The 24,155-nt window shown below is 66.4% G+C and carries 22 protein-coding genes; 17 read left to right on the top strand and 5 right to left on the bottom strand.

Features of this window, described 5'->3' with window-relative positions; genetic code table 11:
* Positions 1–25: 25 nt before the first annotated feature.
* The gene (locus ASC63_RS15165) at positions 26–1,582 is read left to right on the top strand and encodes an acyl-CoA synthetase (protein WP_055816239.1); all 1,557 of its coding nucleotides are present in this window, start codon (positions 26–28) and stop codon (positions 1,580–1,582) included.
* A gap of 6 nt (positions 1,583–1,588) precedes the next feature.
* On the opposite strand, the gene ASC63_RS15160 is transcribed toward ASC63_RS15165, so the two are convergent.
* Positions 1,589–2,071, bottom strand: a complete 483-nt coding sequence (locus ASC63_RS15160; protein ID WP_055816236.1) for a MarR family winged helix-turn-helix transcriptional regulator — start codon at positions 2,069–2,071, stop codon at positions 1,589–1,591.
* Between the two features lie 114 nt (positions 2,072–2,185).
* On the opposite strand from ASC63_RS15160, the gene ASC63_RS15155 reads away from it, so the two are divergent.
* The 6 genes from ASC63_RS15155 to ASC63_RS15130 all read left to right on the top strand — a co-directional run bounded on the left by ASC63_RS15155 (position 2,186) and on the right by ASC63_RS15130 (position 10,204).
* Entirely contained in the window at positions 2,186–3,379 is a 1,194-nt protein-coding gene (locus ASC63_RS15155; RefSeq protein ID WP_055816233.1) for an acyl-CoA dehydrogenase family protein, read from the top strand.
* Positions 3,380–3,441: 62 nt separating this feature from the next.
* Entirely contained in the window at positions 3,442–3,945 is a 504-nt protein-coding gene (locus ASC63_RS15150; RefSeq protein ID WP_157487738.1) for a VanZ family protein, read from the top strand.
* A gap of 308 nt (positions 3,946–4,253) precedes the next feature.
* A complete protein-coding gene (locus ASC63_RS15145) occupies positions 4,254–6,554 on the top strand; it encodes a polyribonucleotide nucleotidyltransferase (RefSeq protein ID WP_055816227.1) in 2,301 nt (766 codons plus the stop codon).
* Between the two features lie 251 nt (positions 6,555–6,805).
* Positions 6,806–8,035: a pyruvate dehydrogenase (acetyl-transferring) E1 component subunit alpha gene (pdhA, locus tag ASC63_RS15140; RefSeq protein WP_082487910.1), complete on the top strand. Its 1,230-nt coding sequence runs from the start codon at positions 6,806–6,808 to the stop codon at positions 8,033–8,035.
* Positions 8,032–9,042 carry an alpha-ketoacid dehydrogenase subunit beta gene (locus tag ASC63_RS15135; protein WP_055816223.1) on the top strand — a complete coding sequence of 337 codons (1,011 nt, stop codon included), beginning with the start codon at positions 8,032–8,034 and terminating at the stop codon, positions 9,040–9,042. The genes pdhA and ASC63_RS15135 overlap by 4 nt, the downstream gene beginning before the upstream one ends.
* Before the next feature lies 1 nt (position 9,043).
* Positions 9,044–10,204: a dihydrolipoamide acetyltransferase family protein gene (locus tag ASC63_RS15130; RefSeq protein WP_055816637.1), complete on the top strand. Its 1,161-nt coding sequence runs from the start codon at positions 9,044–9,046 to the stop codon at positions 10,202–10,204.
* A 15-nt stretch (positions 10,205–10,219) separates the two neighbouring features.
* On the opposite strand, the gene ASC63_RS15125 is transcribed toward ASC63_RS15130, so the two are convergent.
* Positions 10,220–10,846 carry a TetR/AcrR family transcriptional regulator gene (locus ASC63_RS15125; protein ID WP_055816632.1) on the bottom strand — a complete coding sequence of 209 codons (627 nt, stop codon included), beginning with the start codon at positions 10,844–10,846 and terminating at the stop codon, positions 10,220–10,222.
* Positions 10,847–10,933: 87 nt separating this feature from the next.
* Between ASC63_RS15125 and ASC63_RS15120 the strand changes: the two genes are divergently transcribed.
* The 6 genes from ASC63_RS15120 (at position 10,934) to ASC63_RS15095 (ending at position 18,468) form a co-directional block, all read left to right on the top strand.
* A complete protein-coding gene (locus ASC63_RS15120) occupies positions 10,934–12,541 on the top strand; it encodes a carboxyl transferase domain-containing protein (RefSeq protein WP_055816220.1) in 1,608 nt (535 codons plus the stop codon).
* Positions 12,542–12,546: 5 nt separating this feature from the next.
* The gene (locus ASC63_RS15115; RefSeq protein WP_082487935.1) at positions 12,547–14,688 is read left to right on the top strand and encodes an acetyl/propionyl/methylcrotonyl-CoA carboxylase subunit alpha; all 2,142 of its coding nucleotides are present in this window, start codon (positions 12,547–12,549) and stop codon (positions 14,686–14,688) included.
* On the top strand, positions 14,685–15,878 hold the full coding sequence (locus ASC63_RS15110) for an acyl-CoA dehydrogenase family protein (protein ID WP_055816217.1): 1,194 nt from the start codon (positions 14,685–14,687) through the stop codon (positions 15,876–15,878). Before ASC63_RS15115 ends, ASC63_RS15110 begins: the two co-directional genes overlap by 4 nt.
* Positions 15,879–15,911: 33 nt before the next feature.
* Positions 15,912–16,418, top strand: coding sequence for a MaoC family dehydratase (locus ASC63_RS15105; RefSeq protein ID WP_055816214.1), 507 nt, complete (start codon positions 15,912–15,914; stop codon positions 16,416–16,418).
* Positions 16,415–17,224 carry an HpcH/HpaI aldolase/citrate lyase family protein gene (locus ASC63_RS15100; RefSeq protein WP_055816211.1) on the top strand — a complete coding sequence of 270 codons (810 nt, stop codon included), beginning with the start codon at positions 16,415–16,417 and terminating at the stop codon, positions 17,222–17,224. The genes ASC63_RS15105 and ASC63_RS15100 overlap by 4 nt, the downstream gene beginning before the upstream one ends.
* A gap of 194 nt (positions 17,225–17,418) precedes the next feature.
* Positions 17,419–18,468, top strand: a complete 1,050-nt coding sequence (locus tag ASC63_RS15095; protein WP_082487909.1) for an aldo/keto reductase — start codon at positions 17,419–17,421, stop codon at positions 18,466–18,468.
* 72 nt (positions 18,469–18,540) lie between these two features.
* Here ASC63_RS15095 and ASC63_RS15090 read toward each other — a convergent pair whose 3' ends face one another.
* Entirely contained in the window at positions 18,541–19,134 is a 594-nt protein-coding gene (locus ASC63_RS15090; RefSeq protein WP_055816208.1) for a TetR/AcrR family transcriptional regulator, read from the bottom strand.
* Positions 19,135–19,316: 182 nt separating this feature from the next.
* On the opposite strand from ASC63_RS15090, the gene ASC63_RS15085 reads away from it, so the two are divergent.
* Together ASC63_RS15085 and ASC63_RS15080 are read left to right on the top strand one after the other, a co-directional pair.
* On the top strand, positions 19,317–20,693 hold the full coding sequence (locus ASC63_RS15085) for a M16 family metallopeptidase (RefSeq protein WP_055816206.1): 1,377 nt from the start codon (positions 19,317–19,319) through the stop codon (positions 20,691–20,693).
* Between the two features lie 44 nt (positions 20,694–20,737).
* On the top strand, positions 20,738–21,340 hold the full coding sequence (locus ASC63_RS15080; protein WP_055816201.1) for a histidine phosphatase family protein: 603 nt from the start codon (positions 20,738–20,740) through the stop codon (positions 21,338–21,340).
* A 142-nt stretch (positions 21,341–21,482) separates the two neighbouring features.
* On the opposite strand, the gene ASC63_RS15075 is transcribed toward ASC63_RS15080, so the two are convergent.
* Positions 21,483–21,968, bottom strand: a complete 486-nt coding sequence (locus ASC63_RS15075; protein ID WP_055816624.1) for a GNAT family N-acetyltransferase — start codon at positions 21,966–21,968, stop codon at positions 21,483–21,485.
* Positions 21,969–22,092: 124 nt separating this feature from the next.
* Here ASC63_RS15075 and dapB point away from each other — a divergent pair, with 124 nt between their 5' ends.
* Positions 22,093–22,827: a 4-hydroxy-tetrahydrodipicolinate reductase gene (dapB, locus tag ASC63_RS15070; RefSeq protein WP_055816198.1), complete on the top strand. Its 735-nt coding sequence runs from the start codon at positions 22,093–22,095 to the stop codon at positions 22,825–22,827.
* Positions 22,824–23,279: a tetratricopeptide repeat protein gene (locus ASC63_RS15065; RefSeq protein ID WP_055816195.1), complete on the top strand. Its 456-nt coding sequence runs from the start codon at positions 22,824–22,826 to the stop codon at positions 23,277–23,279. Before dapB ends, ASC63_RS15065 begins: the two co-directional genes overlap by 4 nt.
* Here the strand turns inward: ASC63_RS15065 and ASC63_RS15060 are convergent.
* Positions 23,249–24,130 (bottom strand): TIGR01777 family oxidoreductase, encoded by an 882-nt coding sequence (locus ASC63_RS15060; protein WP_327063366.1) that lies wholly within the window; start codon positions 24,128–24,130, stop codon positions 23,249–23,251. The two genes, ASC63_RS15065 and ASC63_RS15060, sit on opposite strands and share 31 nt — an antisense overlap.
* Positions 24,131–24,155: the final 25 nt, after the last annotated feature.

Raw genomic sequence — 24,155 nt, 5'->3', positions numbered from 1 at the left:
GGTGCGTGAAGGGTCTGCGTCTGCAATGCTGAACCAGGGATTGGGCTCGTGGATTCACCGTCGCCGCACCAAGTCGGCCGATAAAGCCGCGTTGATCTTCAACGATGTTCAGTTGAGCTACGGCGAGTTCATCGATCGCATCGATCGGCTCGCTAACGCCCTGCGTGAGCGCGGTGTGCAGCCCGGTTCCCGGGTGGCCTACCTCGGTGAGAACCACCCGGCGTTTCTCGAGACCTTCTTTGCCGCCGGAACCGTCGGGGCGGTGTTCGTTCCGCTCAACGCGCGGCTGGCGGCGCCCGAGATTCGCTTTGCCCTGCAGGATTCCGGCAGTACGCTGCTCGTGCACTCCGAGTCTCTTCGTGAACTCGCCACACTCGGCACCCGCGAGACGCGGGTCTCGCACCGCATCGAGGTCGCCGACCTGACTGTCGCCGGCGCTGCCGCGGTCGAGGGGGCGACGCCCCCCGGTCTCGAGAGGCTCGATGCGGTGCGGGCCGCCGCATCCGCCGAGCATTTCGACGTGCCCGTCACGGGGGATGATCCCGCGATGATTCTGTACACCTCCGGCACAACGGGCCGGCCGAAGGGCGCCCTGCTCACGCACGGCAACATCACCTGGAACTGCTTCAATGTGCTCGTCGACTACGACTTCGTCAGTACCGATGTCGCGCTCATGATCTCGCCGATGTTCCATGTCGCCTCGCTCGACATGGGCGTGCTGCCGGCGCTGCTCAAGGGGGCCACGGTGGTGCTCGAGGCCAAATTCGATCCGGGTCGCGCCCTGCACCTGATCGAGAAATACCGCTGCACCGTCATCAGTGGCGTGCCCACGACCTATCAGATGCTCTGCGAGCATCCTGATTGGGCGGATGCCGACATCAGCTCGCTCACCAAGCTCACCTGTGGCGGTTCCGCCGTTCCCATGCGCGTGCTCGAGGCCTACGAGAGCCGCGGGCTGAATTTCTCCGGCGGCTACGGCATGACCGAGACGGCGCCGGGCGCCACCAGCCTGTCGCCCACCAAGAGCCGAGACAAGGCCGGTTCCGCCGGTTTGCCGCATTTCTTCACCGACGTGCGTGTCGTGGATAAGCGGGGTCGCGTGTTGCCGGCGGGCGAGGTCGGTGAGGTTCAGATCGCGGGGCCGAACGTGATCAGGCAGTACTGGAACCGGGCGGATGCGACCGCCGACTCCTATGCAGACGGCGTCTGGTTCCGCTCCGGAGACATGGGTTACGTCGATGACGAGGGCTATCTCTACATCGCCGATCGGCTCAAGGACATGATCATCTCGGGCGGGGAGAACATCTACCCCGCCGAGGTGGAACTCATCATCGTCGAGCTCGAGGCCGTTCAGGACGTCGCAGTGATAGGGGTCGCTGACGAGAAGTGGGGCGAGGTTCCGCTGGCGGTCGTGACGGTGCGCGAGGGCTTTCAGATCAGCCGGGACGAGGTCAGCGCGCATCTGCAGGGCAGGCTCGCCAGGTACAAGATCCCCAAGGACGTGGTCTTCGTTGAGCAGCTGCCGCGTACGGCGAGCGGCAAGGTGCGCAAGGCTACGCTGCGCGAGCAATACGCCCGCTGACTGCGGCTACTCGGCGGCGTCGAAGGCGATGCGGCGCAGGAGGGCGCGCAGTTGCTCGCGTTCGCCCGTATCGAGCGGGGCAAGCGACTCTGCTTCGGCGCGACGGATGGCATTCCTGGCCTCGTCATGAAGGCGAACGCCCTCGTCGGTTGCGGTGATGCCCTTGGAGCGCCTGTCACGCGGATCCTGCTCGCGAGTGACTGCCCTGCGTTGCTCAAGCTGATCGACAAGAGCCACGATCTGGCTCGGGTCGAGGCTCAGAAAGTCGGCGAGCTCCCGCTGCGACGGATTCAGCCCGCTGCACGCGAGCGAGAGCACCGCATACGAGCGCACCTTGAGACCCAGCGGCGCCAGCAGCGTGTTGGCCCGGCTCGAACCGATGGCTCGCGCCCGCGCCGTCAGGAATTCGATCTCGGTCGTGAGTTCCGCAGCGAGCAGGCGCGAACCGGCATCCGCTTCGTCGGCGCGTCCGTTCGCTGCAGCAGTCATAGATAGATGATCTTTCACATTATTGACTTTGACAAGCATCTGGGGTGTCATGATGGGAATTCGTATCGTCGACGGCGCCGGCTTCGGCACCGAGCGTGCGGAAGGGAGCCTGTCATGCCCGCAAGCGAGAACGTCTCAGTCGCGGCCTCGATCTACCCATCCGACCTGTACGGCTATGCCACGCTGTTGGCCGCTGAGGAGCAGGCCGCGCTGCTGCGCCTGCGTTCGGTGCTCGAGACGAGCGTGCGGCCGGTCATCGATGACCACTGGGAGCGGGGCGAATTTCCCTTCGAGATCGTGCAGCCGCTCGCGGAGTTGGACCTCATGCCGCCGAACTCACCCGCACAGCAGGGCTCCGCGCTCTTTTCGGGCTTCACGATCTTCGAGATGGCCCGCATGGATGCCTCGGTCGCCACCTTCTACACCGCACAGGCCGGTCTCTTCCGCACCGCGGTGAACGTGGGCGGCAGCCAGGAACAGGTGGATCGCCTCGACCCGCTCATCCGTTCGTTCGAGGCCACAGGGGTCTTCTGCCTCACGGAGCCCGAGCACGGCTCGGACATTGCGGGAGGGCTGGCCACGAGCGCGCGTCGCGACGGCGATGACTGGGTGCTCAACGGCGAGAAGCGCTGGATCGGTGCGGCTTCCTCGGCGAAATACCTGGCCATCTTCGCCAGGGACGAGGCCGACCACGAGGTCAAGGCATTCCTGGTTGCCAGCGATGCTCCCGGGGTCACGCTGAACAAGATTCGGCGCAAGACGTCACTGCGCATGGTGCAGAACGCCGACATCCGCCTGCAGAATGTGCGCGTGAGCGAAGCGGATCGCCTGCAGCGGGTCAATTCATTCCGTGACGTCGCAGACATGCTGCGCCGAATGCGATCGGATGTCGCCTGGCTCGCGACCGGCGTGCAGGCCGGCGCCTACGAGGCGGCGGTGCGGTACGTCACCCAGCGACAGCAGTTCGGCAAGCCCCTGGCGGCGTTCCAACTCATTCAGGAACGGTTGGCCCTCATGCTCGGCAACCTCACCTCGTCACTCGGCATGGTGGTGCGCCTCTCCCAGCAACAGCACGAGGGCCACTACGTCGACGAGAACTCGGCGCTGGCAAAGATGTACTGCAGCCTGCGGATGCGCGAGACCGTTGCGCTGGCCCGTGAGGTGGTGGGAGGCAACGGCATCGTGCTCGAGAACGATGTCGCCCGGTTCCACGCCGATGCCGAGGCCGTCTATACCTACGAGGGCACGCACGACATCAACGCCCTCATCGTGGGCCGGGCCATCACCGGTGTGGGGGCATTCCGATAACGGTTCGGTATCTGCAATGAAATTACCGGCATGCATCCAGCGGCATGCGCCATGATGTGCTCATGCTGCACCGCCACCCCTTCCTCGGTCTGATCACGGCCGTCTACCTCGGGTTCGTCGGCTGGATGACGCTGACCCCGCATCCGTACGGCGCGGATGTCAGCACCTGGCTCACGCGCACGCTGAAGTTCTTCGCCCGCCATGACGCCACGGACTGGATCACCTACACCCGGGTCGAGATCGGCTCGAACGTGCTGATGTTCGTGCCCGTCGGGCTCTTCTTCCTGCTCTTGTTCGGGCGCAAGTTGTGGTGGCTGAGCATCCTGCTCTGCATTGCGATGACCGTCGGCATCGAGACGGCCCAGATCTTCATGCCCACGCGTTTCCCGCAGGTGAGCGACCTGCTGGCGAACACCTCGGGCGGTGTCATCGGCGTTGTCTTCGGCCTCATCCTCACCTGGTCCAAGGCGAGGCATCTGCGCGAACTCGAGCGGGTGCGCCGTGAGGCACAGGATGCAGCCCGCCCGCGGCACGACAGCGATGCGGTTCTGCAGCTCCACGGTTGAGGCTCACGATTAAAGCGTGGTCATCGGCGTAATCGCAGCCTGCTCTGTTAGGATTCACACGGTCGTGCGACGTATCCGCGCGGCACACCACAACTGAATATTGAGCAAGACATAACGGAGCAGGCCGGCACGAAGCTGGTCACCGGTGGTGATATCCCGTCTCGAACGGTGTATTTCTACTGTTGGCCAGAGCAGATGCCAAAGCGCGATCACGCCTATTCGGGCGCGCGCCCCTTCCTGCCCGCTCCTGCTCCTTGACGCGTCGCGCCCACACGGGGAGCGACATAAAACAAAGGAGAAACCCCCCTATGGAGGGTCCAGAAATCAAATTCGCCGAAGCCGTTCTCGATAACGGCAAGTTCGGCAAGCGCACGGTTCGCTTCGAAGCGGGCCGTCTTGCGCAGCAGGCACAGGGCGCGGTCGCCGCGTACCTCGACGAAGACACCATGCTTCTTTCCGCCACCTCGATCGGCAAGACTCCGAAGGACAACTTCGACTTCTTTCCGCTCACCATCGACGTCGAAGAGCGCAGCTACGCGGCCGGCAAGATCCCCGGCTCGTTCTTCCGCCGCGAGGGTCGCCCCTCCACCGAGGCCATTCTCGTCTGCCGCCTGATCGACCGGCCGCTGCGCCCGTCGTTCGTCGCCGGCCTCCGCAACGAGGTGCAGGTCGTCATCACGGTGCTCAGCATCGCTCCCGGTGAGTACTATGACGCGCTCGCTATCAACGCGGCGTCGGCATCCAGCCAGATCTCCGGTGTTCCGTTCTCCGGTCCCATCGGTGGCGTGCGCCTCGCGCTCATCCCCGGTGCGAACAAGGCGGATGACCAGTGGGTCGCCTTCCCGAACCACGACCAGATCGCCGAGGCCGTCTTCGACCTCGTCGTGGCTGGCCGCGTCGTCACCGACGCGAACGGTGTCGAGGATGTCGCGATCATGATGGTCGAGGCCGAGGCAACCGAGAACAGCTGGAACCTGATTCGTGGCGGCGCAACGAAGCCGAACGAAGAGGTTGTGGCCCAGGGCCTCGAGGCCTCCAAGCCGTTCCTCAAGCAGCTCGTCGCCGCACAGGCAGAGCTCGCGAAGCAGGCTGCCAAGCCTGTCGCCGAGTACCCGGTCTTCCCGCCGTACGAGCAGGCCACCTACGACGCGGTCGCCGGCTTCGCCTACGACGAGCTGTCGAAGGTCTACCAGATCGCCGAGAAGATCGCCCGCCAGGACGCCGATGACGCGCTGAAGGCGCGCACCAAGGAGTTCATCGCGGCCAAGGTCACGGCGGGCGAGCTGCCCGAGTCAGCCAACAACCAGGTCTCCGGCGCGTACAAGTCGGTCACCAAGGTTGTGGTTCGCGGTCGCATCCTGCGTGACGGCATCCGCATGGACGGTCGCGGGCTCGCGGACATCCGCCCGCTCGACGCCGAGGTGCAGGTCATCCCGCGCGTGCACGGCAGCGCGATCTTCCAGCGTGGCGAGACCCAGATTCTGGGTGTCACCACGCTGAACATGCTCAAGATGGAGCAGCAGATCGACTCGCTGAGCCCGGTCACGAAGAAGCGTTACCTGCACCACTACAACTTCCCGCCGTACTCGACCGGTGAGACCGGCCGCGTCGGTTCGCCGAAGCGTCGAGAGATCGGGCACGGCTTCCTGGCCGAGCGCGCACTCGCACCGGTTCTGCCGAGCCGCGAGGAGTTCCCGTACGCGATCCGTCAGGTCTCTGAGGCCCTCGGTTCCAACGGTTCCACCTCGATGGGTTCCGTCTGTGCCTCGACCCTGTCGCTGCTCAACGCCGGTGTGCCGCTGCGCGCGCCCGTCGCGGGCATCGCCATGGGCCTCGTCTCCGACACCGTTGACGGCGAGACCCGCTACGCGGCGCTCACCGACATCCTCGGTGCAGAAGACGCGCTCGGCGACATGGACTTCAAGGTCGCGGGAACGAGCGAGTTCGTCACGGCGATCCAGCTCGACACCAAGCTCGACGGACTGCCGTCGTCGGTGCTCGATGGCGCGCTCAAGCAGGCGAAGGATGCACGCACCACGATCCTCAGCGTGCTCAACGCCGCCATCGACGCTCCCGACGAGATGGCCCCGACCGCGCCGCGCGTGATCTCGGTCAACATTCCCGTCGACAAGATCGGCGAGCTGATCGGCCCGAAGGGCAAGACGATCAACGCCATCCAGGACGAGACCGGTGCGGACATCTCGATCGAGGAAGACGGCACCGTGTACATCGGCGCCGTCGACGGACCCTCGGCCGAGGCTGCGCGCGCGCAGGTCAACGCCATCGCCAACCCGACCAACCCGGAGGTGGGCGAGCAGTTCCTCGGAACCGTCGTCAAGATCGCCACGTTCGGCGCGTTCGTTTCGCTGCTTCCCGGTAAGGACGGCCTGCTGCACATCTCCGAGGTGCGCAAGCTCGCCGGTGGCAAGCGTGTCGAGAACGTCGAAGACGTGCTCGGTGTCGGCCAGAAGATCCTGGTGGAGATCACCAAGATCGACGACCGTGGCAAGCTCTCGCTTGCTCCCGTGGTCGCCGACGAGGCAGACACGCACGGCAGCGACGCTCACTCCGAGGGTCCTGTGGCCCCGGCCGAAGGCGCCGACGTGTAACAACGTAACTGCACAGACGGATGCCCGTTCCGCTTCACGCGGGGCGGGCATCCGTCGTTCTGGGCAAAGTGCCACACTGTGACGCCTCGAGTGCGCTCAAATCACTCAAATTGCGCACTGAACTTCTCTACCGTTGTACACCCTGACCGATGCGCGTAGCCTTAAAACACTTTTGGCAAAGAGGCCGAGAGCCGATCACGACGCCACAAGCGCCACGATCGATCGCGCGAATGCAAAGGTTGCGTGCAACGATGTCGACCGAAACAACCATCGGAAGCATTTCACTTCTTCACCTCGCCCCCACCGGCGCGACGACGAATCAGGGCTCCTCGAGCCAGACCGCGACTAGCGACGGTGCCACCGACACGGCGCGCGAGACGAGCACCGATGCGGGGCTCGTGCAACTCCTCACCCCCGACGGCGTGCGTGTGGGCAATGCGCGTTATGACTCGTGGATCGCCGACCTCACTGACGAACAACTGGTCAGCCTCTATGAGGACATGGTGGTGGTGCGTCGCATCGACGCCGAGGCCACCGCGCTGCAGCGCCAGGGCGAGCTCGGCCTGTGGCCGCCGCTGCTCGGCCAGGAGGCCGCCCAAATCGGTTCGGGGCGTGCCCTGCAAAAAGATGACTTCGTCTTCTCCAGCTACCGCGAGAACGCGGTGGCATACTGCCGCGGTGTGACGGTTGACCAGCTGGTGCCGGTGTGGCGCGGTGCCGCGGCATCCGGCTGGAACCCGTATTCGGTCAATATGGCGACGCCCCAGGTGATCATCGGCGCCCAGACGCTACACGCCACCGGCTACGCCCTCGGCATTCAGAACGACGGCTCTGACGCCGTGGCGATGGCGTACTTCGGTGACGGCGCAACGAGCGAGGGCGACGTGAACGAGGCCATGATCTTTGCCGCGACATACCAGGCGCCCGTGATCTTCTTCTGCCAGAACAACCAGTGGGCCATCTCCGAACCGGTGAGCCTGCAGGCGCGCACGCCCATCGCAAACCGAGCGCCGGGCTTCGGCATTCCGAGCGTGCGTGTCGACGGCAACGACGTGCTCGCCGTCATGGCCGTCACCCGGCTCGCGCTCGAGCGCGCCAGGCGCGGCGGCGGCCCGACTTTCATCGAGGCCGTCACGTACCGGATGGGGCCGCACACGACGGCCGACGATCCTACCCGGTACCGTGACCCGGCCGAGCTGGCCGCCTGGGCGGCCAAAGACCCGATCGACCGCCTGGCCGCACTGTTGCGCCGAACCGGCGTTCTCACCAGTGAGCGGGAGGCCACGGTGAAGGCGAAGTCGGATGCCGTGGCGGCGCAACTGCGCGCGGCCTGTCTCGATGTGAAAGATCCCGAGCCGCTCTCGGTCTTCGACAACATCTTCGCCGAGCCTCACACCGGGCTGGCCCGGCAGCGCGATCACTACAGCCGTTATCTGCAGACGTTCGTCTCGGCAGACCAGCCGGAGGGGATCGACCGGTGACCACGCTGACAATGGCGAAGGCCATCACGGCCGGTCTGCGCGAGGCGCTGAAGGCCGATGAGAAGGTCGTGCTCATGGGCGAGGACATTGGCAAGCTGGGCGGTGTCTACCGCGTGACGGACGGGCTGCAGCGTGATTTCGGGGAACGCCGCGTCATGGACACGCCGCTCGCGGAATCCGGCATCCTCGGGGCTGCCGTCGGACTGGCGTATCGCGGCTACCGACCGGTGTGCGAGATCCAGTTCGACGGTTTCATCTACCCGGCATTCGACCAGATCGTCAGCCAGGTGGCCCGCATGCGTGGGCGCACCCAGGGGCGCGTGTCGATGCCTCTCACGATTCGGGTGCCCTTCGGCGGGGGTATCGGCTCGGCCGAGCACCACTCCGACTCGCCCGAGGCGTATTTCGCGCATGCGGCCGGGCTGCGGGTCGTCAGCGTTTCCACGGCGCAGGATGCGTTCACGATGATTCGCCAGGCCATCGCCAGCGACGATCCCGTGCTGTATTTCGAACCGAAACGGCGCTACCACGTGAAGGGGGAGGTCGATGAGGCGGCACCCCTGTCGGAGGCCCTGCCGATGGGCAGAGCGCGCATCGTGATGCCGGGTACGGATGCGACGCTCGTGACCTACGGACCTCTTGTCGGCACGGCCTGCGATGCCGCCGTCGCCGCATCGGACGAGGGGATCTCCATCGAGGTCATCGATCTGCGTTCGCTCTCGCCCATCGATTTCGAGACGGTGGAGGCATCCGTTCGCAAGACGGGTCGGCTCGTTGTCACACACGAGGCTGCGCTCTCCGGAGGGCTCGGTGCCGAAGTCGCCGCGAGTATCACGGAACGCTGTTTCGCCGAGCTGAGGCATGCGCCGGTGCGCGTGACGGGCTTCGACGTGCCGTATCCGGTTGCCAAGCTGGAGAGCCACTACCTGCCCGACCTGGATCGCATTCTCGACGGTGTCGACCGAGCTCTGGGCCGCCCTCACTCTCTCACCGGGGTGGTGGCCTGAGATGACCGTGAAGGATTTCATGCTGCCGGATCTCGGCGAGGGGCTCACCGAGAGCGAGCTCGTATCGTGGAACGTCAAGGTGGGCGACACCGTTGAACTCAACCAGATCATCGCCGATGTGGAGACGGCCAAGGCGCTCGTGGAGCTGCCCTCGCCGTATGCCGGCGTGGTGACCCGACTGTATGTGGAGCCGGGCGTCACCGTGAACGTGGGGGAGAAGATCGTGGCCTTCGAGGTGGATGGGGAGCCGCTATCGCCGATCCCTGAGTCCCCGCTCCCTGAGGAGGCCGCCCGCGGCCGTCTCGAAGGGCCTGCAGATCCTTCGACGACCATCGAGGACCCCATCCTCCCCAACCTCGTCGGCTACGGCGCGAAGGCGGAGACCGGAGCGCGCCCCGCGCGGAGGGTGCGCAACCTGCCGACCGGCGAAGCGGCATCCGCTCTGCCCGAGCACCCTAGCGAGGGCGAGACGCGCATCCCGATCAAGGGCGTGCGCAAGCGCACGGCCGAGGCCATGGTCGCCAGCGCGTTCACCGCCCCGCACGCGAGTGCATTCATGACCGTTGATGTCACGCCGACGCTCGAACTGCTGGAACGCCTCACCCGCTCCGGCGAGTTGGCGGGCGCGCGCGTCACCATCCTCACGGCCGTCGCGAAGGCGCTCTGCATTGCAGTGGGGCGCACCCCCGAGGTCAACTCGCACTGGGACGAGGCGGCACAGCAGATTGTGCAGTTCCACGCCGTGAACCTGGGCATCGCCGCGGCGACCCCGCGCGGGCTCATGGTGCCGAACATCCCGAGGGCCGAGACCCTCACGCTCGCCCAGCTTGCCGCCGCTGTCTCCGGGCTCGTCGCCACGGCTAAGGAGGGACGATCGAGCCCGGAGGAGTTGAGCGGCGGCACCATTTCCATCAGCAACGTCGGAGTGTTCGGGGTCGATGGAGGAACCCCGATCCTGAATCCCGGTGAGGCGGCGATTCTTGCAATGGGCACCATTCGCCGCCAGCCATGGGAGTTCGAGGGAGGCATCGCGCTGCGTAGCGTGATGACGCTGACCCTGTCGTTCGACCATCGGCTCGTCGACGGCGAGCAGGCGTCGCGCTTTCTGGCCGACGTCGGTCGTATCCTCGCCGACCCCGCCCGAGTGCTTGCGATGGTGTGAGGAGCGACGCTCAGCTCAGGCGTTCAGGCCTGACCAGGCCATGAGTTCGAGAACGCGGCGGCTGGTCGCGTCGTCGATCGTGCGATCCCGCACGCCCACGCTGTGCGGGGTCGAGTTGATCAGTCCGAATGTCGCCTGCACGCGCATCCGCAGCTCGGCACGGCCGGGGGCGGGGTGCAGCCGGGCGAGCACGCTGATCCATAGTTCGATGTAGTCGCGCTGCAGCGTGCGCACCTCGCGGCGGGGTGCCTCCGCCAGGCTGTCGAGGTCGCGGTCCTGCACGCGGATGACATCGGTGCGAGCGAGCGCGAAACTCACGTGAAAGCGGATGAGCGCCCGCAGGGCGTCGTCGTCGCCGTCGGCGTTCGAAACGACGTCTGCTCCACCGTCGAGCAGATCGTGGCTCACCTCGACGAGAAGTGCGGCAAGCACATCCTGCTTGCCGCTGAAATGCCGGTACACGGCCGGACCGCTCACGCCTGCCGCGGCGCCGAGGTCTTCGATGGAGACGCCGTTGAAGCCGCGCTGGGCGAAGAGCGCAGCGGCGGCGTCGAGCAGGGCGCGTCGCCTGTCGGCCTTCGCGCGGCTGCGCTGCGTGGGTACAGCGCCTTCGGTGGTACCCGTCTCTGCGCTCGTGGTCATGGCATCCACTCTAGACATTTCGGTTAATCATTACTAACCTGAATTCAAGTTAGTTGTCATTAACTCAAATGTCCAGGAGGACAGTCGATGCCGATCCTCGCGTCCGCGGTGAATTCCGCCGAACCTGCGTTCGTGCGCAATGAGGCCGATCAGCGGATGCTCGTCGATGAATTGCGTGAGCGGATGCGCGTGGTCGCCGCAGGCGGCCCCGAACGCTCCCGAGAGCGTCACCTCGCTCGCGGCAAGCTGCTGCCGCGTGAACGTGTCGACCGACTTCTGGATGCGGGCAGCCCCTTTCTTGAGATAGCGCCGCTCGCGGCGAACGGACTCTATGACGACGAATGCCCCGGCGCTGGAGTGATCGCCGGCATCGGACTTGTTCACGGCAGGCACGTGCTCGTGATCTGCAACGACGCCACCGTCAAGGGCGGCACCTACTTTCCGATGACGGTGAAGAAGCATCTGCGCGCGCAGGAGATAGCCCTCGAGAACGCACTGCCCTGCATCTATCTCGTCGACTCGGGCGGCGCCTACCTGCCGATGCAGGACGAGGTCTTTCCCGATCGCGACCACTTCGGGCGCATCTTCTACAACCAGGCGCGCATGTCTGCGGCGAAGATTCCGCAGATCGCCGCGGTGCTGGGATCCTGCACGGCCGGCGGTGCCTACGTGCCGGCCATGAGCGACGAGACGGTGATCGTGCGCGGCCAGGGCACGATCTTCCTCGGCGGGCCACCCCTCGTGAAGGCCGCCATCGGCGAGATAGTCAGTGCCGAGGATCTTGGCGGCGGCGAACTGCACGCACGCGTCTCCGGCGTCGTCGATCATCTCGCCGAAGACGACGAACACGCCCTCGCGATAGTGCGCGACATCGTGGCAACGCTGCCCGAAGCGGCAGCACCCGCCTGGGAGGTGCAGCGGAGCCGGCCGCCGGTGGCGGAGGAATCCACGCTCTACGGTGTGGTCCCCACCGACGTACAGGCCTCCTACGACGTGCACGAGGTGATTGCCCGACTGGTGGATGCCAGCGAGTTCCACGAGTTCAAAAAGGAGTACGGCACGACGCTCGTGACAGGCTTCGCGCGCCTGCATGGGCATCCGGTGGGCATCGTGGCCAACAACGGCGTGCTCTTCAGCGAGTCCGCCCAGAAGGGCGCGCACTTCATCGAATTGTGCGACCAGCGCGGTATCCCGCTCGTGTTTCTGCAGAACATCTCCGGCTTCATGGTGGGAACGGATGCGGAGGCCGGCGGCATCGCCAAGCACGGAGCGAAGATGGTCACCGCCGTTGCCACGGCCCGGGTGCCCAAGCTCACGGTGGTGATCGGCGGTTCGTTCGGTGCCGGCAACTACTCCATGTGCGGACGCGCGTACTCGCCACGTTTCCTGTGGATGTGGCCGGCCGCGCGGGTCTCCGTCATGGGTGGCCCGCAGGCGGCATCCGTGCTGGCCACCGTCAAACGCGAGCAGCTCGAAGGCCGCGGCGAGCAATGGTCGGCCGAGGACGAGGCGGCGTTCCGCGCACCGATCGCCGAACAATACGAGCGGCAGGGCGGCCCCTACTATTCGACCGCGCGGCTGTGGGACGACGGCATCATCGACCCGGCAGATACCCGCACGGTGCTGGGCCTCGCCCTCGATGTGTGCTCGCGCGTGCCGCTGCCCGACACGGCCTTCGGCCTGTTCCGGATGTGACGCACATGACCATCGCCGATTCCCCAGGTCGCCGTCCCGCGCGCCCCGCATCTCCCGCCGTGGCGCGCCCGTTCGGCACGGTTCTCGTGGCCAACCGCGGCGAGATAGCCTGCCGCATCATCGAGACGCTGGCGCGTCTTGGCATCCGCTCGGTTGCCGTCTACAGCGACGCCGATCGTGGTGCGAAGCACGTCGGCCTGGCCGACATCGCCGTGCGCATCGGCCCCGCGGCAGCACAGGCGAGTTACCTCGACGTCGAGGCGATCATCGCGGCGGCGCAGCAGACGGGCGCGGAGGCGATCCACCCCGGCTACGGCTTCCTCTCCGAGAACGCGGCGTTCGCCGCGGCCTGCGCCGAGGCGGGCATCGTGTTCATCGGCCCGTCCACGCACGCCCTCGAGGTCATGGGCGACAAGATCCGTGCCAAGAAGCAGGTGGAATCGTTCGGCGTTCCCACGATTCCCGGCGTCGCCGAGCCGGGCCTCGACGATGCGGCGCTCATCGCCGCCGCGCCCGCCGTCGGCTACCCGCTGCTCATCAAGCCCTCGGCCGGCGGCGGCGGAAAAGGCATGCAGGTCGTGCGCGACGCGAGTGAGCTGCACAGCAGGTTGGCGGCGGCCCGCCGGGTGGCGGCATCCGCCTTCGGCGACGACACCCTCTTTCTCGAGCGTCTCGTTGAGACGCCGCGGCATATCGAGGTACAGCTTCTCGCCGACGGGCACGGCGGGGTGATCCACCTGGGGGAGCGGGAGTGCTCGCTGCAACGCCGGCACCAGAAGGTGATCGAGGAGGCCCCCTCGCCGCTGCTGGATGCGGCGACGCGGGCGCGCATCGGCGAGGCGGCATGCCAGGTCGCTCGCAGCGTCGACTATGCCGGTGCCGGAACCGTGGAGTTTCTGGTGGCGGCAGCACAGCCCGAGGAGTTCTTCTTCATGGAGATGAACACTCGGCTGCAGGTGGAACACCCGGTCACCGAGCTCGTGACCGGAATCGACTTGGTGGAGTGGCAGTTGCGCATCGCGGCCGGGGAGCCGCTGGGCATCGCCCAATCGGAGGTCACGCTGAGCGGCCACGCCATCGAGGCGCGGGTGTACGCGGAGAGTCCGGAACGCGGCTTCCTGCCCACGACCGGCACCGTGCTGGCGCTCCGGGAGGCGCAGGGCGAAGGGATTCGGGTGGACAGCGCACTCGCGCCGGGGCTGCAGATTGGTGCCGACTACGACCCCATGCTGGCCAAGGTGATCGCGTGGGGTGCGGATCGGGCGCAGGCGCTCACCCGGCTGGACGCGGCACTTGAACACACCACCGTGCTCGGCCTGCACACGAACCTCGAATACCTGCGGGCCCTGCTTGCCGAACCCGAGGTGCAGGCAGGCGACCTCGACACGGGCCTCATCGAACGCAGCCTCGACGGTTTGGTTTTTCGCGAGCCGGATGACGGCATTCTCACGGCGGCGGCGCTGGCCCTGCACGCCGAGCGGCAGGTCGCCGCGGAAGACGGCTCGCCATGGCTGAAGCCGAGCGGCTGGCGACTCGGCTCCCCGCGCCCCGTGCGCTATGGCTTTCGGCTGGGACCCGAGCGTGTCGTCGACGTGTTCGTCGCGGGTGGCGCCCACGAGGCATCCATCGCCATCGAATCCCGTGAACACCGGGCACGCTTCCAGCAGCGGGATGCCTCGACGCTGCTCGTGGAGCTCGACGGCGTCGCACGCACACGGCGCGTGGCGCGGCAGGGCGCATCCGTCTGGATCGGTGACGCCGGTGCCGCGTTCGAGCTCACGATTCTCGACGAGGCGACGCGCAGCGCCGAGCATCTGGCGGGCCTGAACCGCACGCCCGGCCAGGCCAGCCCCGACATCCGTACCCCCATGCCCGGCACCGTGGTCGCCGTCTCTGTCGCGTCAGGGAAGACCGTCGAGGTCGGGGAGAGCCTGCTGACCGTCGAGGCCATGAAGATGGAGCACCGTCTCACGGCCACGATTGACGGAATCGTGAGCATTCACGTCGCCGTCGGCGACCTCGTGAAGAGCGACCAGATTCTCGCCAGCATCGACCCGGCTGAGGCTGCCGACCCGGCGCCGGCCACCCCAGACGAGCCTGAACCGACACAATCGGCGACGGCGAGACAAGAAGGAGCAGCATCATGACCGACAGTTTCACCACCGCGTTCGCCAGCATCGAGTTGAGCGATCAGCAGCAGAGCCTGCTTGAGGAGGTGCGCGACTTCGCCGACAGCGTTGTCGCTCCCGCCGCGTACGAGTACGACACCAAGCGCGCGCTGCCGTACGACATCATCGCGCAGATGGGTCGCATGGGGCTGTTCGGCCTGCCGTTTCCACAGCAGTACGGCGGGCAGGGCAAGGACTACGTCTCGCTGTGTCTGGCCATCGAGCAGCTCGCGCGGGTGGACCAGAGCATTGCCGTCACCCTCGAGGCCGGCGTCGGCCTCGGTGTCATGCCCGTCTTCCGTCGCGGAACCGAGGCCCAGAAAGAGGAGTGGCTGCCGATGCTCACCAGCGGCCAGGCGCTCGCCGGCTTCGGCCTCACCGAGGCGGATGCCGGCTCCGACGCCGCAGGAACCAAGACCACCGCGCGGCTTGAGAACGGCGAATGGGTGATCGACGGAACCAAGCAGTTCATCACCAACTCGGGCACCGAGATCACTCGGCTCGTGACCATCACCGCCGTGACGGGGGAGTCCACGCGCGCCGATGGCTCGGTGAAGAAGGAACTGAGCGCGATTCTGGTGCCGAGCGGTACCCCCGGCTTCACGGTGGAGCCGAGCTACGACAAGGTGGGCTGGCACACCTCAGACACGCACCCGCTCACCTTGGCGGGCGTGCGCGTGCCGGAGGCGAACCTGCTCGGCGAGCGTGGGCGCGGCTTCGCCGACTTTCTGCAGACCCTCGACGAGGGGCGCGTCGCGTTCTCGGCGCTGTGCACGGGTGCCGCGCAAGGCTGCCTCGAAGAGGCCGTGCGCTACGCGAAGTCCCGCACCGTCTTCGGTCGCACGATCGGCTCGAACCAGCACATCGCGTTCACCATCGCACGCATGCAGGCCCGCGTGCACGCGGCGCGGCTCGCCTGCTACGACGCTGCACACAAGGTCGCTGCGGGCAAGCCCTTCAAGATGGAGGCGTCCATTGCCAAGATGGTGGGAAGCGACGCCGCGATGGCGAACGCACGCGATGCGACCCAGATCTTCGGAGGTTATGGCTTCATGAATGAGAACCCCGTGGCGCGCCACTACCGCGACTCGAAGATTCTCGAGATCGGTGAGGGTACGACAGAGGTGCAGCTCATGGTCATCTCGCGCGCCCTCGGTTTCGGTGGCTGAGCGAAGCATCCGCAGGGCTTGAAAGGAGACGACATGAAAGAGATCGAACAGCGCGGCCTGTACTACGAGGAGTTCGAGCTCGAGACGCGCTACCTGCACCGCCCGGGTCGCACCGTGACGGAGGCCGACAATGTGCTCTTCACCACGCTCACTATGAACACGCAGGCGCTTCATCTTGATGCGGCGTTCTCGGCCACCCAGCCATTCGGCCAGCGCCTGGTGAACTCCATGTTCACGCTCGCGACGATCGTGGGTGCCTCGGTTGCACAGCTCACCCAGGGCACCATCGTGGCGAACCTGGGATTCGCGGAGGTCTCCTTTCCGCATCCGCTGTTCCACGGCGACACGCTCTACTGCGAAACGGTGGTGGTAGCCAAACGCCTGTCGGCCTCCCGGCCGGGCCAGGGCGTCGTGACCTTTCGGCACACCGGGCTCAACCAGCACGGCGAGATCGTGGCGGACGCGGTGCGTTCCTCGCTCGTCTGGTGCCAGAGCGCGGGCGAGAGGGCAGCACAGGGCGCGAACGAGGCCACCGAATGAGCACCTTCGCGATGGGTCCGGCGCTGCTGTTCGTTCCGGGCGACCGGCCCGATCGCTATGTGAAGGCCCTCGGGCGAGCGGATGCCGTCATCATCGATCTCGAGGACGCCGTCGATCCCGATGCCCGCGATACCGCGCGAGCTGCGCTCCTGAATCATCCGCTGCCGGCCGATCGCACCATCGTGCGCGTGAACCCGGCCGACAGCGCAGATTTCACCGAGGACCTGGCAGCGCTCGCCGCATCCGACTATCGCACCGTGATGCTGCCGAAGGCGGGCAGCGCCGGGCAGCTCGATGCGCTCGACGGCTACGAGGTGATAGCGCTGTGCGAGACGGCGGCCGGCGTGCTCGCCGCGTCGCAGATCGCCCAGCACGACAGCGTGGTGGCTCTCATGTGGGGCGCCGAGGATCTTCTGGCCTCGCTGTCGGGCACCTCCAGCAGGTCTCCGGGTGGGGGCTACCGCGAGGTGGCGAGATACGCACGCTCCACCGTGCTGCTGGCGGCGGCGGCCCATGGCAAGGCCGCCATCGACACGGTGCACCTTGCCATCGCTGACGTGTCAGGGCTGCGAGAGGAGGCGGCGGATGCCGCGGCCAGCGGATTCGCGGCAACGGCGTGCATCCATCCCAGCCAGGTTGCGGTGATTCGCGAGGCGTACCGGCCCGACGACGGCGAGCTGGCCTTCGCTCGCGCCGTTCTCGACGCGGCGAGTCGAGAAGCGGGAGTGTTTCGATTTCGTGGGCAGATGGTCGACCGGCCGCTCCTGAGGCATGCCGAATCGGTGCTGCGCCGGGCGGGCCACTGAAGTCGGCCGACGCGATTCGCCGCCCCATTTGCGGGTGGAATGCCCCCGCGAACAGGCAATGATGAAAGATTTGATAACAGTTCACTCGTGGTGACCGGGCAAGGTCTGCGGCATGGCTTACGCTACGAACACAGGCACCGTTTCGAGGTGAGTGCCTGTAGTTCAACGGGGGCTCGAAACGCACGGGAGGGGCAATGCCACAGCTCAAACCGAATCGTGCCAGAAACGCGGCATCGGGGGCTCAGCCCGCTCTGGTACGGCCCGGCCGCGGCGCGATAGATGGCGTGCGTGACATCGACGACGATCTCGAACTCACCGGTCCGCTGTCGATCGTGGCCCCGAGGCGCATCGGCGAAAGCGAGCTGGTTGTTTACCCGCTGTCGCTCGGCGGCAGCGTCTTCGGATGGACGGCAGACGGCGAGAGCTCGGCGCGTACCCTCGACCGCTACAACGCGCTCGGTGGTAATTTCATCGACACGGCCGACAGCTACGCTGGTGGCCGTAGCGAGGTGATCATCGGCAACTGGATGCACGAGCGTGGCAATCGGGACCACCTCGTGCTCGCCACCAAGATCGGCAGGCATGCGGATGCGCCCGGGCTCGGCGCCGTGAACATCGTGCGCGCGGTCGAGGCCTCGCTCGAGCGATTGCAGACCGACCACATCGACCTGCTCTATTTTCACGACGACGACCCGTCGGTGCCGCTGGAGAACAGCCTTTCGACGGCGGAGTGGCTCATTGAGTCCGGCAAGGTCAGGTACATCGCCGCGTCGAATTTTCCGGCCGAACGCCTGATCGAGGCGCGCATCCTCTCCTCAACCGGGTTGCCCAAGTTCGTGGCCATTCAGTCGCGCTACAACCTCGTGCAGCGTGAGCAGTTCGAGAGCGGCCTGCGCATCGTCGCTGCGGCTCAGGGACTGGCCGTCATGCCGTATGCCGCGCTCGCCGATGGCTACCTCACCGGCAAGTACCGTTCCAGGTCCGATCTGGCTTCCAGCGCGCGCGGGGCCAGGGTCGCCGAGCACCTGGGCCGAAAGGGAGCGCGCATGCTCGGCGCGCTCGAGCGGGTAGCGCTTGAGCACGATACGAGCATCCCGAGCATTGCTTTGGCCTGGCTGCTGGCCAAGCGCAGCGTTGTCGCGCCGGTTGCGAGCGCGAGCATGCCGGCGCAGGTCGACGCGCTCATGCTGGCCGCGAGCATCCGTCTCACGAGGGCGCAGATGCTCGAACTCGACAGGGTGTAGTCGCTACCGATCGCTGAGCCTGTCGAAGGGCCCGACCGGGCTACCGTGAACTGACGGTTGCGGCGTGCTGCCCTAGCGTGAAGGCGCTTCTGCCAGAATCCGCTCGGTGATGCGGTGCAGGGCCGCATTCGCGGCTATCGAGTCTCCCACGTAACCGCCGGCGAGTGCGCCGTCGCGGGCGAGCAGATAGTCGTCCGCCGCGTCGCCGGGGTGGGGATGGCCCATCTCGCGCATGAGCTCCTCGATGCGGTCGCTGTACCAGTCGCGATGCACCGTCACGGCCTGGCGTACCGGATGGTTCGGGTCGACGAACTGCGCCGCGGCATTGATGAACGGGCAGCCGCGAAAGCCCTCACGTGTTGCCTCTCCGCCGATTCGGTTGGTCAGTTGGCGGAGGATTTCCCGAGGGTCGCTGAGACGTTTCTCCGCGTCCTCGAAGAAGTCGCGAATCTCGCGGTCGCGGCCCTCGACATACGCGATGATCAGCAGATCCTTCGAGCGGTAGTGCTTATAGAAGGTTGCCTTGGTCACGTGGGCGCCCGCGATGATGCGGTCGACCCCGACGGTGTGGATTCCCTCGGTGTAGAAGAGGTCGTTCGCTGTGGCGAGAATCTTGAGCTTCGCGGGAGCGGGCGGCCGGATGGTCGATCGGGCATTGTCAACCATCCGGCACGGCTCCTTTTGTGCATGGGGGGCGTTCGGGTCGCCTCCCGGTAAGCCGAAACGGGTTTGCAGGCCCCGGTTCGGACGTGATGTCCAGATCAGTATAGCCTAGACAGACCAGTCTGTTTGTCCACAAATTGGATGACTCTGACGGCGGTCGTTGTGCTGGCGTAGGGTTGAGTGTGATGAACGGCGCAGTCGACCTCCCGCTTGACGCCGCCGAAATCTCTTTTGCAGCATCCGGCGATGCTCGTGTTCGACGCAGCATCCTGCCGAGCGGGGTGCGTATTCTCAGCGAATCCGTGCCGGGTTCGCGCACGGCGACCATCGGCTACTGGGTGGCGGTGGGCTCGCGCGATGAGACGGATGCCCGCAAGCCGCGTGGTTCTGCTCCCGGCCACCCCTCGAGTTTTGGCTCGACGCACTTTCTCGAGCATCTCCTGTTCAAGGGCACCGAGAAGCGCAGCGCCTTCGATATCGCCATAGCGTTCGATTCGGTCGGCGGCGAGCACAACGCCATGACTGCCAAGGAATACACCTGCTACTACGCGAAGATCCAGGATCGCGACCTGCCCATGGCGGTCGAGGTCATTGCGGACATGCTGGCGTCCTCGCTGCTTGATGCCGACGAATTCGAGAATGAACGTGGTGTCATCCTCGAAGAACTCTCGATGGCCGAAGACGACCCGTCCGATGTGGTGAACGAGCGCTTCTTCGAGGCGGTGCTGGGCTCGCATCCGCTCGGACGCCCCATCGGTGGCAGCCCCGAGACGATTCGCGCCGCGACACGTGACGCCGTCTTCGAGCATTACAGGGCCAACTACCGGCCCCAGGATCTTGTCATCACGGTTGCCGGCGCCGTCGACCATGACCGGCTTGTTGCCGATGTCACGAAGGCGCTTGCCGCCGCCGGCTGGGATCCTGAGCTGACGGCCGCGCCCGTCGCGCGTCGTGGCACGGCCGCCGCGAGCATCGAGCGGGCCAACGCGATAGTCACCGTGCGCCGGCCGATCGAGCAGGCCAACATTCTTGTGGGTGTTCCCGGGCTGACCGCCTCAGACGAACGCCGGGTCACGATGAGCGTGCTCAACTCGATTCTCGGAGGCGGCATGTCCAGCCGGCTCTTTCAGGAGATCCGCGAGAAGCGGGGCCTGGCCTATTCGGTCTATTCGTTCTCGGCGTCATACTCGGACGCCGGGGTCTTCGGCCTTTACGCGGGGTGTGCGCCGGCGAAGGCCACGCAGGTCTCCGAACTGATGCTGGCCGAATTGCACCGGCTCGCCGACGGCGGCGTCACCGACGACGAGATGCGGCGTGCGGTTGGTCAACTCTCGGGCGGCGCGGCGATAGCGCTCGAAGACTCGGACACGCGCATGTCGCGGCTCGGACGCTCGGAGATCACGCTCGGCGAGTTCGTCGATCTCGACGAGAGCCTGCGCAGGGTCGCGCTCGTCACCGCCGACGGTGTGCGCGATCTCGCCGCCGATCTCGCCTCACGAGACATTTCCGTGGCGGCCGTCGGTGCCGTCGATGATGACGCGTTCAGCGCGCTCGTCTCTTAAAACCTTCACACCTGAAGAAACACAACACACGGAGAGGGACGACGATGCCCCATTACCTTTACCTGGTGCGCCACGGCGAGCAGCAGGACGCGGAGCACGGCCTGCCGGACGGCCCGCTCTCGCCCCGCGGCAAACGCCAGGCGCAACTCATCGCCGAACGCCTGGGGGGCGTGCCTTTCACGAATGTGTACCACTCGCCGCTGAACCGGGCGGCGGAGACGGCCGCGATCATGGCCGAGCGCCTGCCTGCGCTCAAGCCGGAGCCCTCGAGCCTGCTGTTCGACTGCATTCCCTCTGGCCCGGGCCCCGATCTGCCCAAGGTCTTCGACTCCTTCTTCGGCGCCATCACCGAGGAGCAGATCGATGCGGGGCGGGCCCAGATGGCGGATGCCGTCAGCGAGTACCTGACTCCGGCCCGCGGTGACCGCCACGACCTGCTGATTACCCACAACTTCGTCATCGGATGGTTCGTGCGCCACGTCTTTGACGCCCCGGAATGGCGGTGGCTGGGTCTCAACCAGGCGAACTGCGGGCTCACGATCATTCGAGTGCGCTCGGCCAAGCCGCCCGTGCTCGTCGTGCACAACGACCTCGGCCATTTGCCGGTCGAACTGCGTACGGGCCTGCCCGAACTGCAGCCCGTCTAACCCTTCCGCTGGTTGAGGAGCGAGGAACGAGCGTCTCGAAACCCGCGGACACGCCGGTTTCGAGACGAGGCCTCGTTCCTCTTCGGTATGAGCCTCACTGCGTTCGGCCCGTCTTATTCAGCGTGCTAACGCGCGCTGCTCCTCAACCAGCGGAGCGCATGAGCCTCTTCGCATACCAGTGCGTTGCGTTCGGGTTTTCGTTGTAGGGCGGTATCGACTCGTAGCCGCTGCTGCGGTAGAGCGAGCCGGCGGCCTCAAGGCTCTCATTGGTGTCGAGCACTGCCTCCTCGGCCCCGAAGAGTGCCGCCCGCCTCTCGAGCTCTCCCAGCAGCGCGCGGCCCGCGCCTGTTCCGCGTGTCGTTGGGCTCACCCACAGGTGCTTGATCTCGTAGCGCACGGTGTCGCCGTCGTGAAGCCGACGGATGCCGCCGCATCCGACCGCTTCTCCCGATTCGTCTATGACGAGCAGGAAGACTCCGGCGGGGGTGACGAACTGCTCCTCGGTGGGGAATGTGGTGCGGTACGCGCCCTGCGCCGGCGGGAAGGTTCGAGCGCGCTCGGCGAAGTACGCGCCGAGCAGCCGGTGCGCCGTCGCATCCGTCACGGACGTCTCACGAAAGGTGATCACGTTCACAGCGTATGCGCCGTGCGGACGAGGGCGTAGCAGCGCCTCCGGCAGTGCGACAGGCGATCCAGGCCGCAGGCGATCCACGCGGCTCGGTCATGTCATCGGCAGCGGCTAGATTGTCTAGGTGACTATTCGCGTGGCGGTGACCGGGGCGACCGGCAAACTCGGTTCGGTGGCCGTGCGGCTGATAGAGGCGGCCGAGGAATTCGAACTCGTCGCCGCTCTGGATTCGAAGGCGCCGCTGACCGAGATGCTCGGTGCGAATGTACTGCTCGACGTGACCCTGCCGAGCGTCAGCGCGACCATCGTCGAATATGCCCTCGGAGAGGGTCTGAACGTGGTGGTGGGCACCTCGGGGTGGACCGCCGAGCGCATTGCCGCACTCGGCAGCAGTCTGGCCGAGGGGCAGGGCGTCATCGTCATTCCCAACTTCTCGCTTGGCTCGGCGCTGGCCACCTCGTTCGCCGCCGCCGCCTCGCGCTTCTACGACTCCGTTGAGATAGTGGAGGCGCACCGGGCGACCAAGATCGACTCGCCCTCGGGCACCGCCGTGCGCACGGCCGAGCTGATCGGTGAGGCGCGCGCCACCCGTGGCCCCGTCGTGGCGCCGCATAGCGACCAGCGTGCCCGTGGGCAGCAGGTCGCGAGCGTGCCGATCCACAGCATGCGGATGCAGGGAATCGTGGCCCGCCAGGAGGTCGTGCTCGGCGGTGCAGGGGAGACGCTGTCGATCGCGCACAACACGGTGGACTCGAGCGCGTACGAAGCGGGAATCCTGCTTGCGCTGCGCGCGGCCGCGGGTGCGACGGGCGTGACGGTCGGGCTCGAGAGCCTGATCGATCTGAGTGGTTCCGAATGAAAAACCGGGTTGCAGCCCTCGTGATGGCTGCGCTGCTCGCGCTCTATATCGTGCTGGTCGCCCAGCGGGCGGTCATGCTCGTGGCGACAGGCGTGCCCGTCGGCATCATCATGGGAATCGCCCTGATGGTGCTGCCCCTCGTCGCGGTCTGGGCCATCGCCAGGGAACTGCTGTTCGGGGCGCGCACCGAGAAGCTCGTGCGCATCCTGGATTCCGAGGGCAATCTGCCCGTCGAGGAGTTGCCCCACCGGGCCAGCGGCCGGCCGCTGCGAGACGCCGCCGACGAGGAGTTCCCGAAGTACAAGGCCGAGGTCGAGGCAGAGCCGCAGAGCTGGCGTGCCTGGTTTCGGCTGGGGCTTGCCTACGACGCATCCGGTGACCGCAGACGAGCTCGCCACGCCCTGCGTGAGGCGATCCGGCTCTATCGCTCCAGCAGGGCGCGCACGGCCTGATCCGCGCTCTCGTGGCGAAAGACGAATCCGTCGTCGAGAAGTCGCGTAGGAATGACCTTCTGGCTGGCGAGCAGCATTTCGCGCCCGGCGTCCTGAAGCGCGAGCCCGATCAGTGCCTCCGGCACGGGTAGTCCGTAGGGGCGATGCAGCTGGGTCGCAAGCCCCTGCAGCAGTGCGTCGGCGGTGATCGGCGTGGGACCCGCCAGATTGACCGGGCCGGAAAGCTCAGAAGTGATCAGGTGACGGATGGCGGCGGCCTCATCGTGCAGGCTGATCCAGGGCCAGTGCTGGCCGCCCGTGCCGAGAGGTCCGGCCAGACCGAGGCGCGCAAGCGGCAACAGGGGCTTCATTGCCCCGCCACGAGCGAGCACGAGTCCGCTGCGCAGCGTCACGACGCGGGTGCGTTCCGGGGCGAGCTGCGCGGCGTTCTCCCACGACTCGACAAGGTCGGCGAGAAAGCCGGTGCCCTTGCTCGACGATTCGGAGAGCCGTTCTCCGGGGCGGTCGCCGTAGTAACCGACCGCCGCCGCGTTGAGCAGAACGCGCGGGGGTGTGGATGCCATGCCCATGGCATCCGTCAACGCCTGCGTGGTCTGCAGGCGCGACTGAACAATCTGGTGCTTGTATCGCGGGGTCCAGGGCAGATGGCCGAGCGGAGCCCCCGAGAGGTTGACGACCGCGTCCACCTGATTCATCAGGGTGAAGTCGACGATGTGGGCCGATGGTGCCCAGTTGAACTCGGTATCGTTCGCCGGCTGTCGTCGCACGAGGCGCAGCACGGTGTGCCCATCCGCCTCGAGCTGACGAATCAGCTCGGTTCCGATCAGACCGGATGCCCCCGAGACGAGCACCCGCAGTTTCTCACGTGGTCGTGAT

This window comes from Leifsonia sp. Root112D2, assembly GCF_001424905.1.
Taxonomy (GTDB): Bacteria; Actinomycetota; Actinomycetes; order Actinomycetales; family Microbacteriaceae; genus Root112D2.
This window is presented reverse-complemented; position numbering and strand designations above follow the sequence as displayed.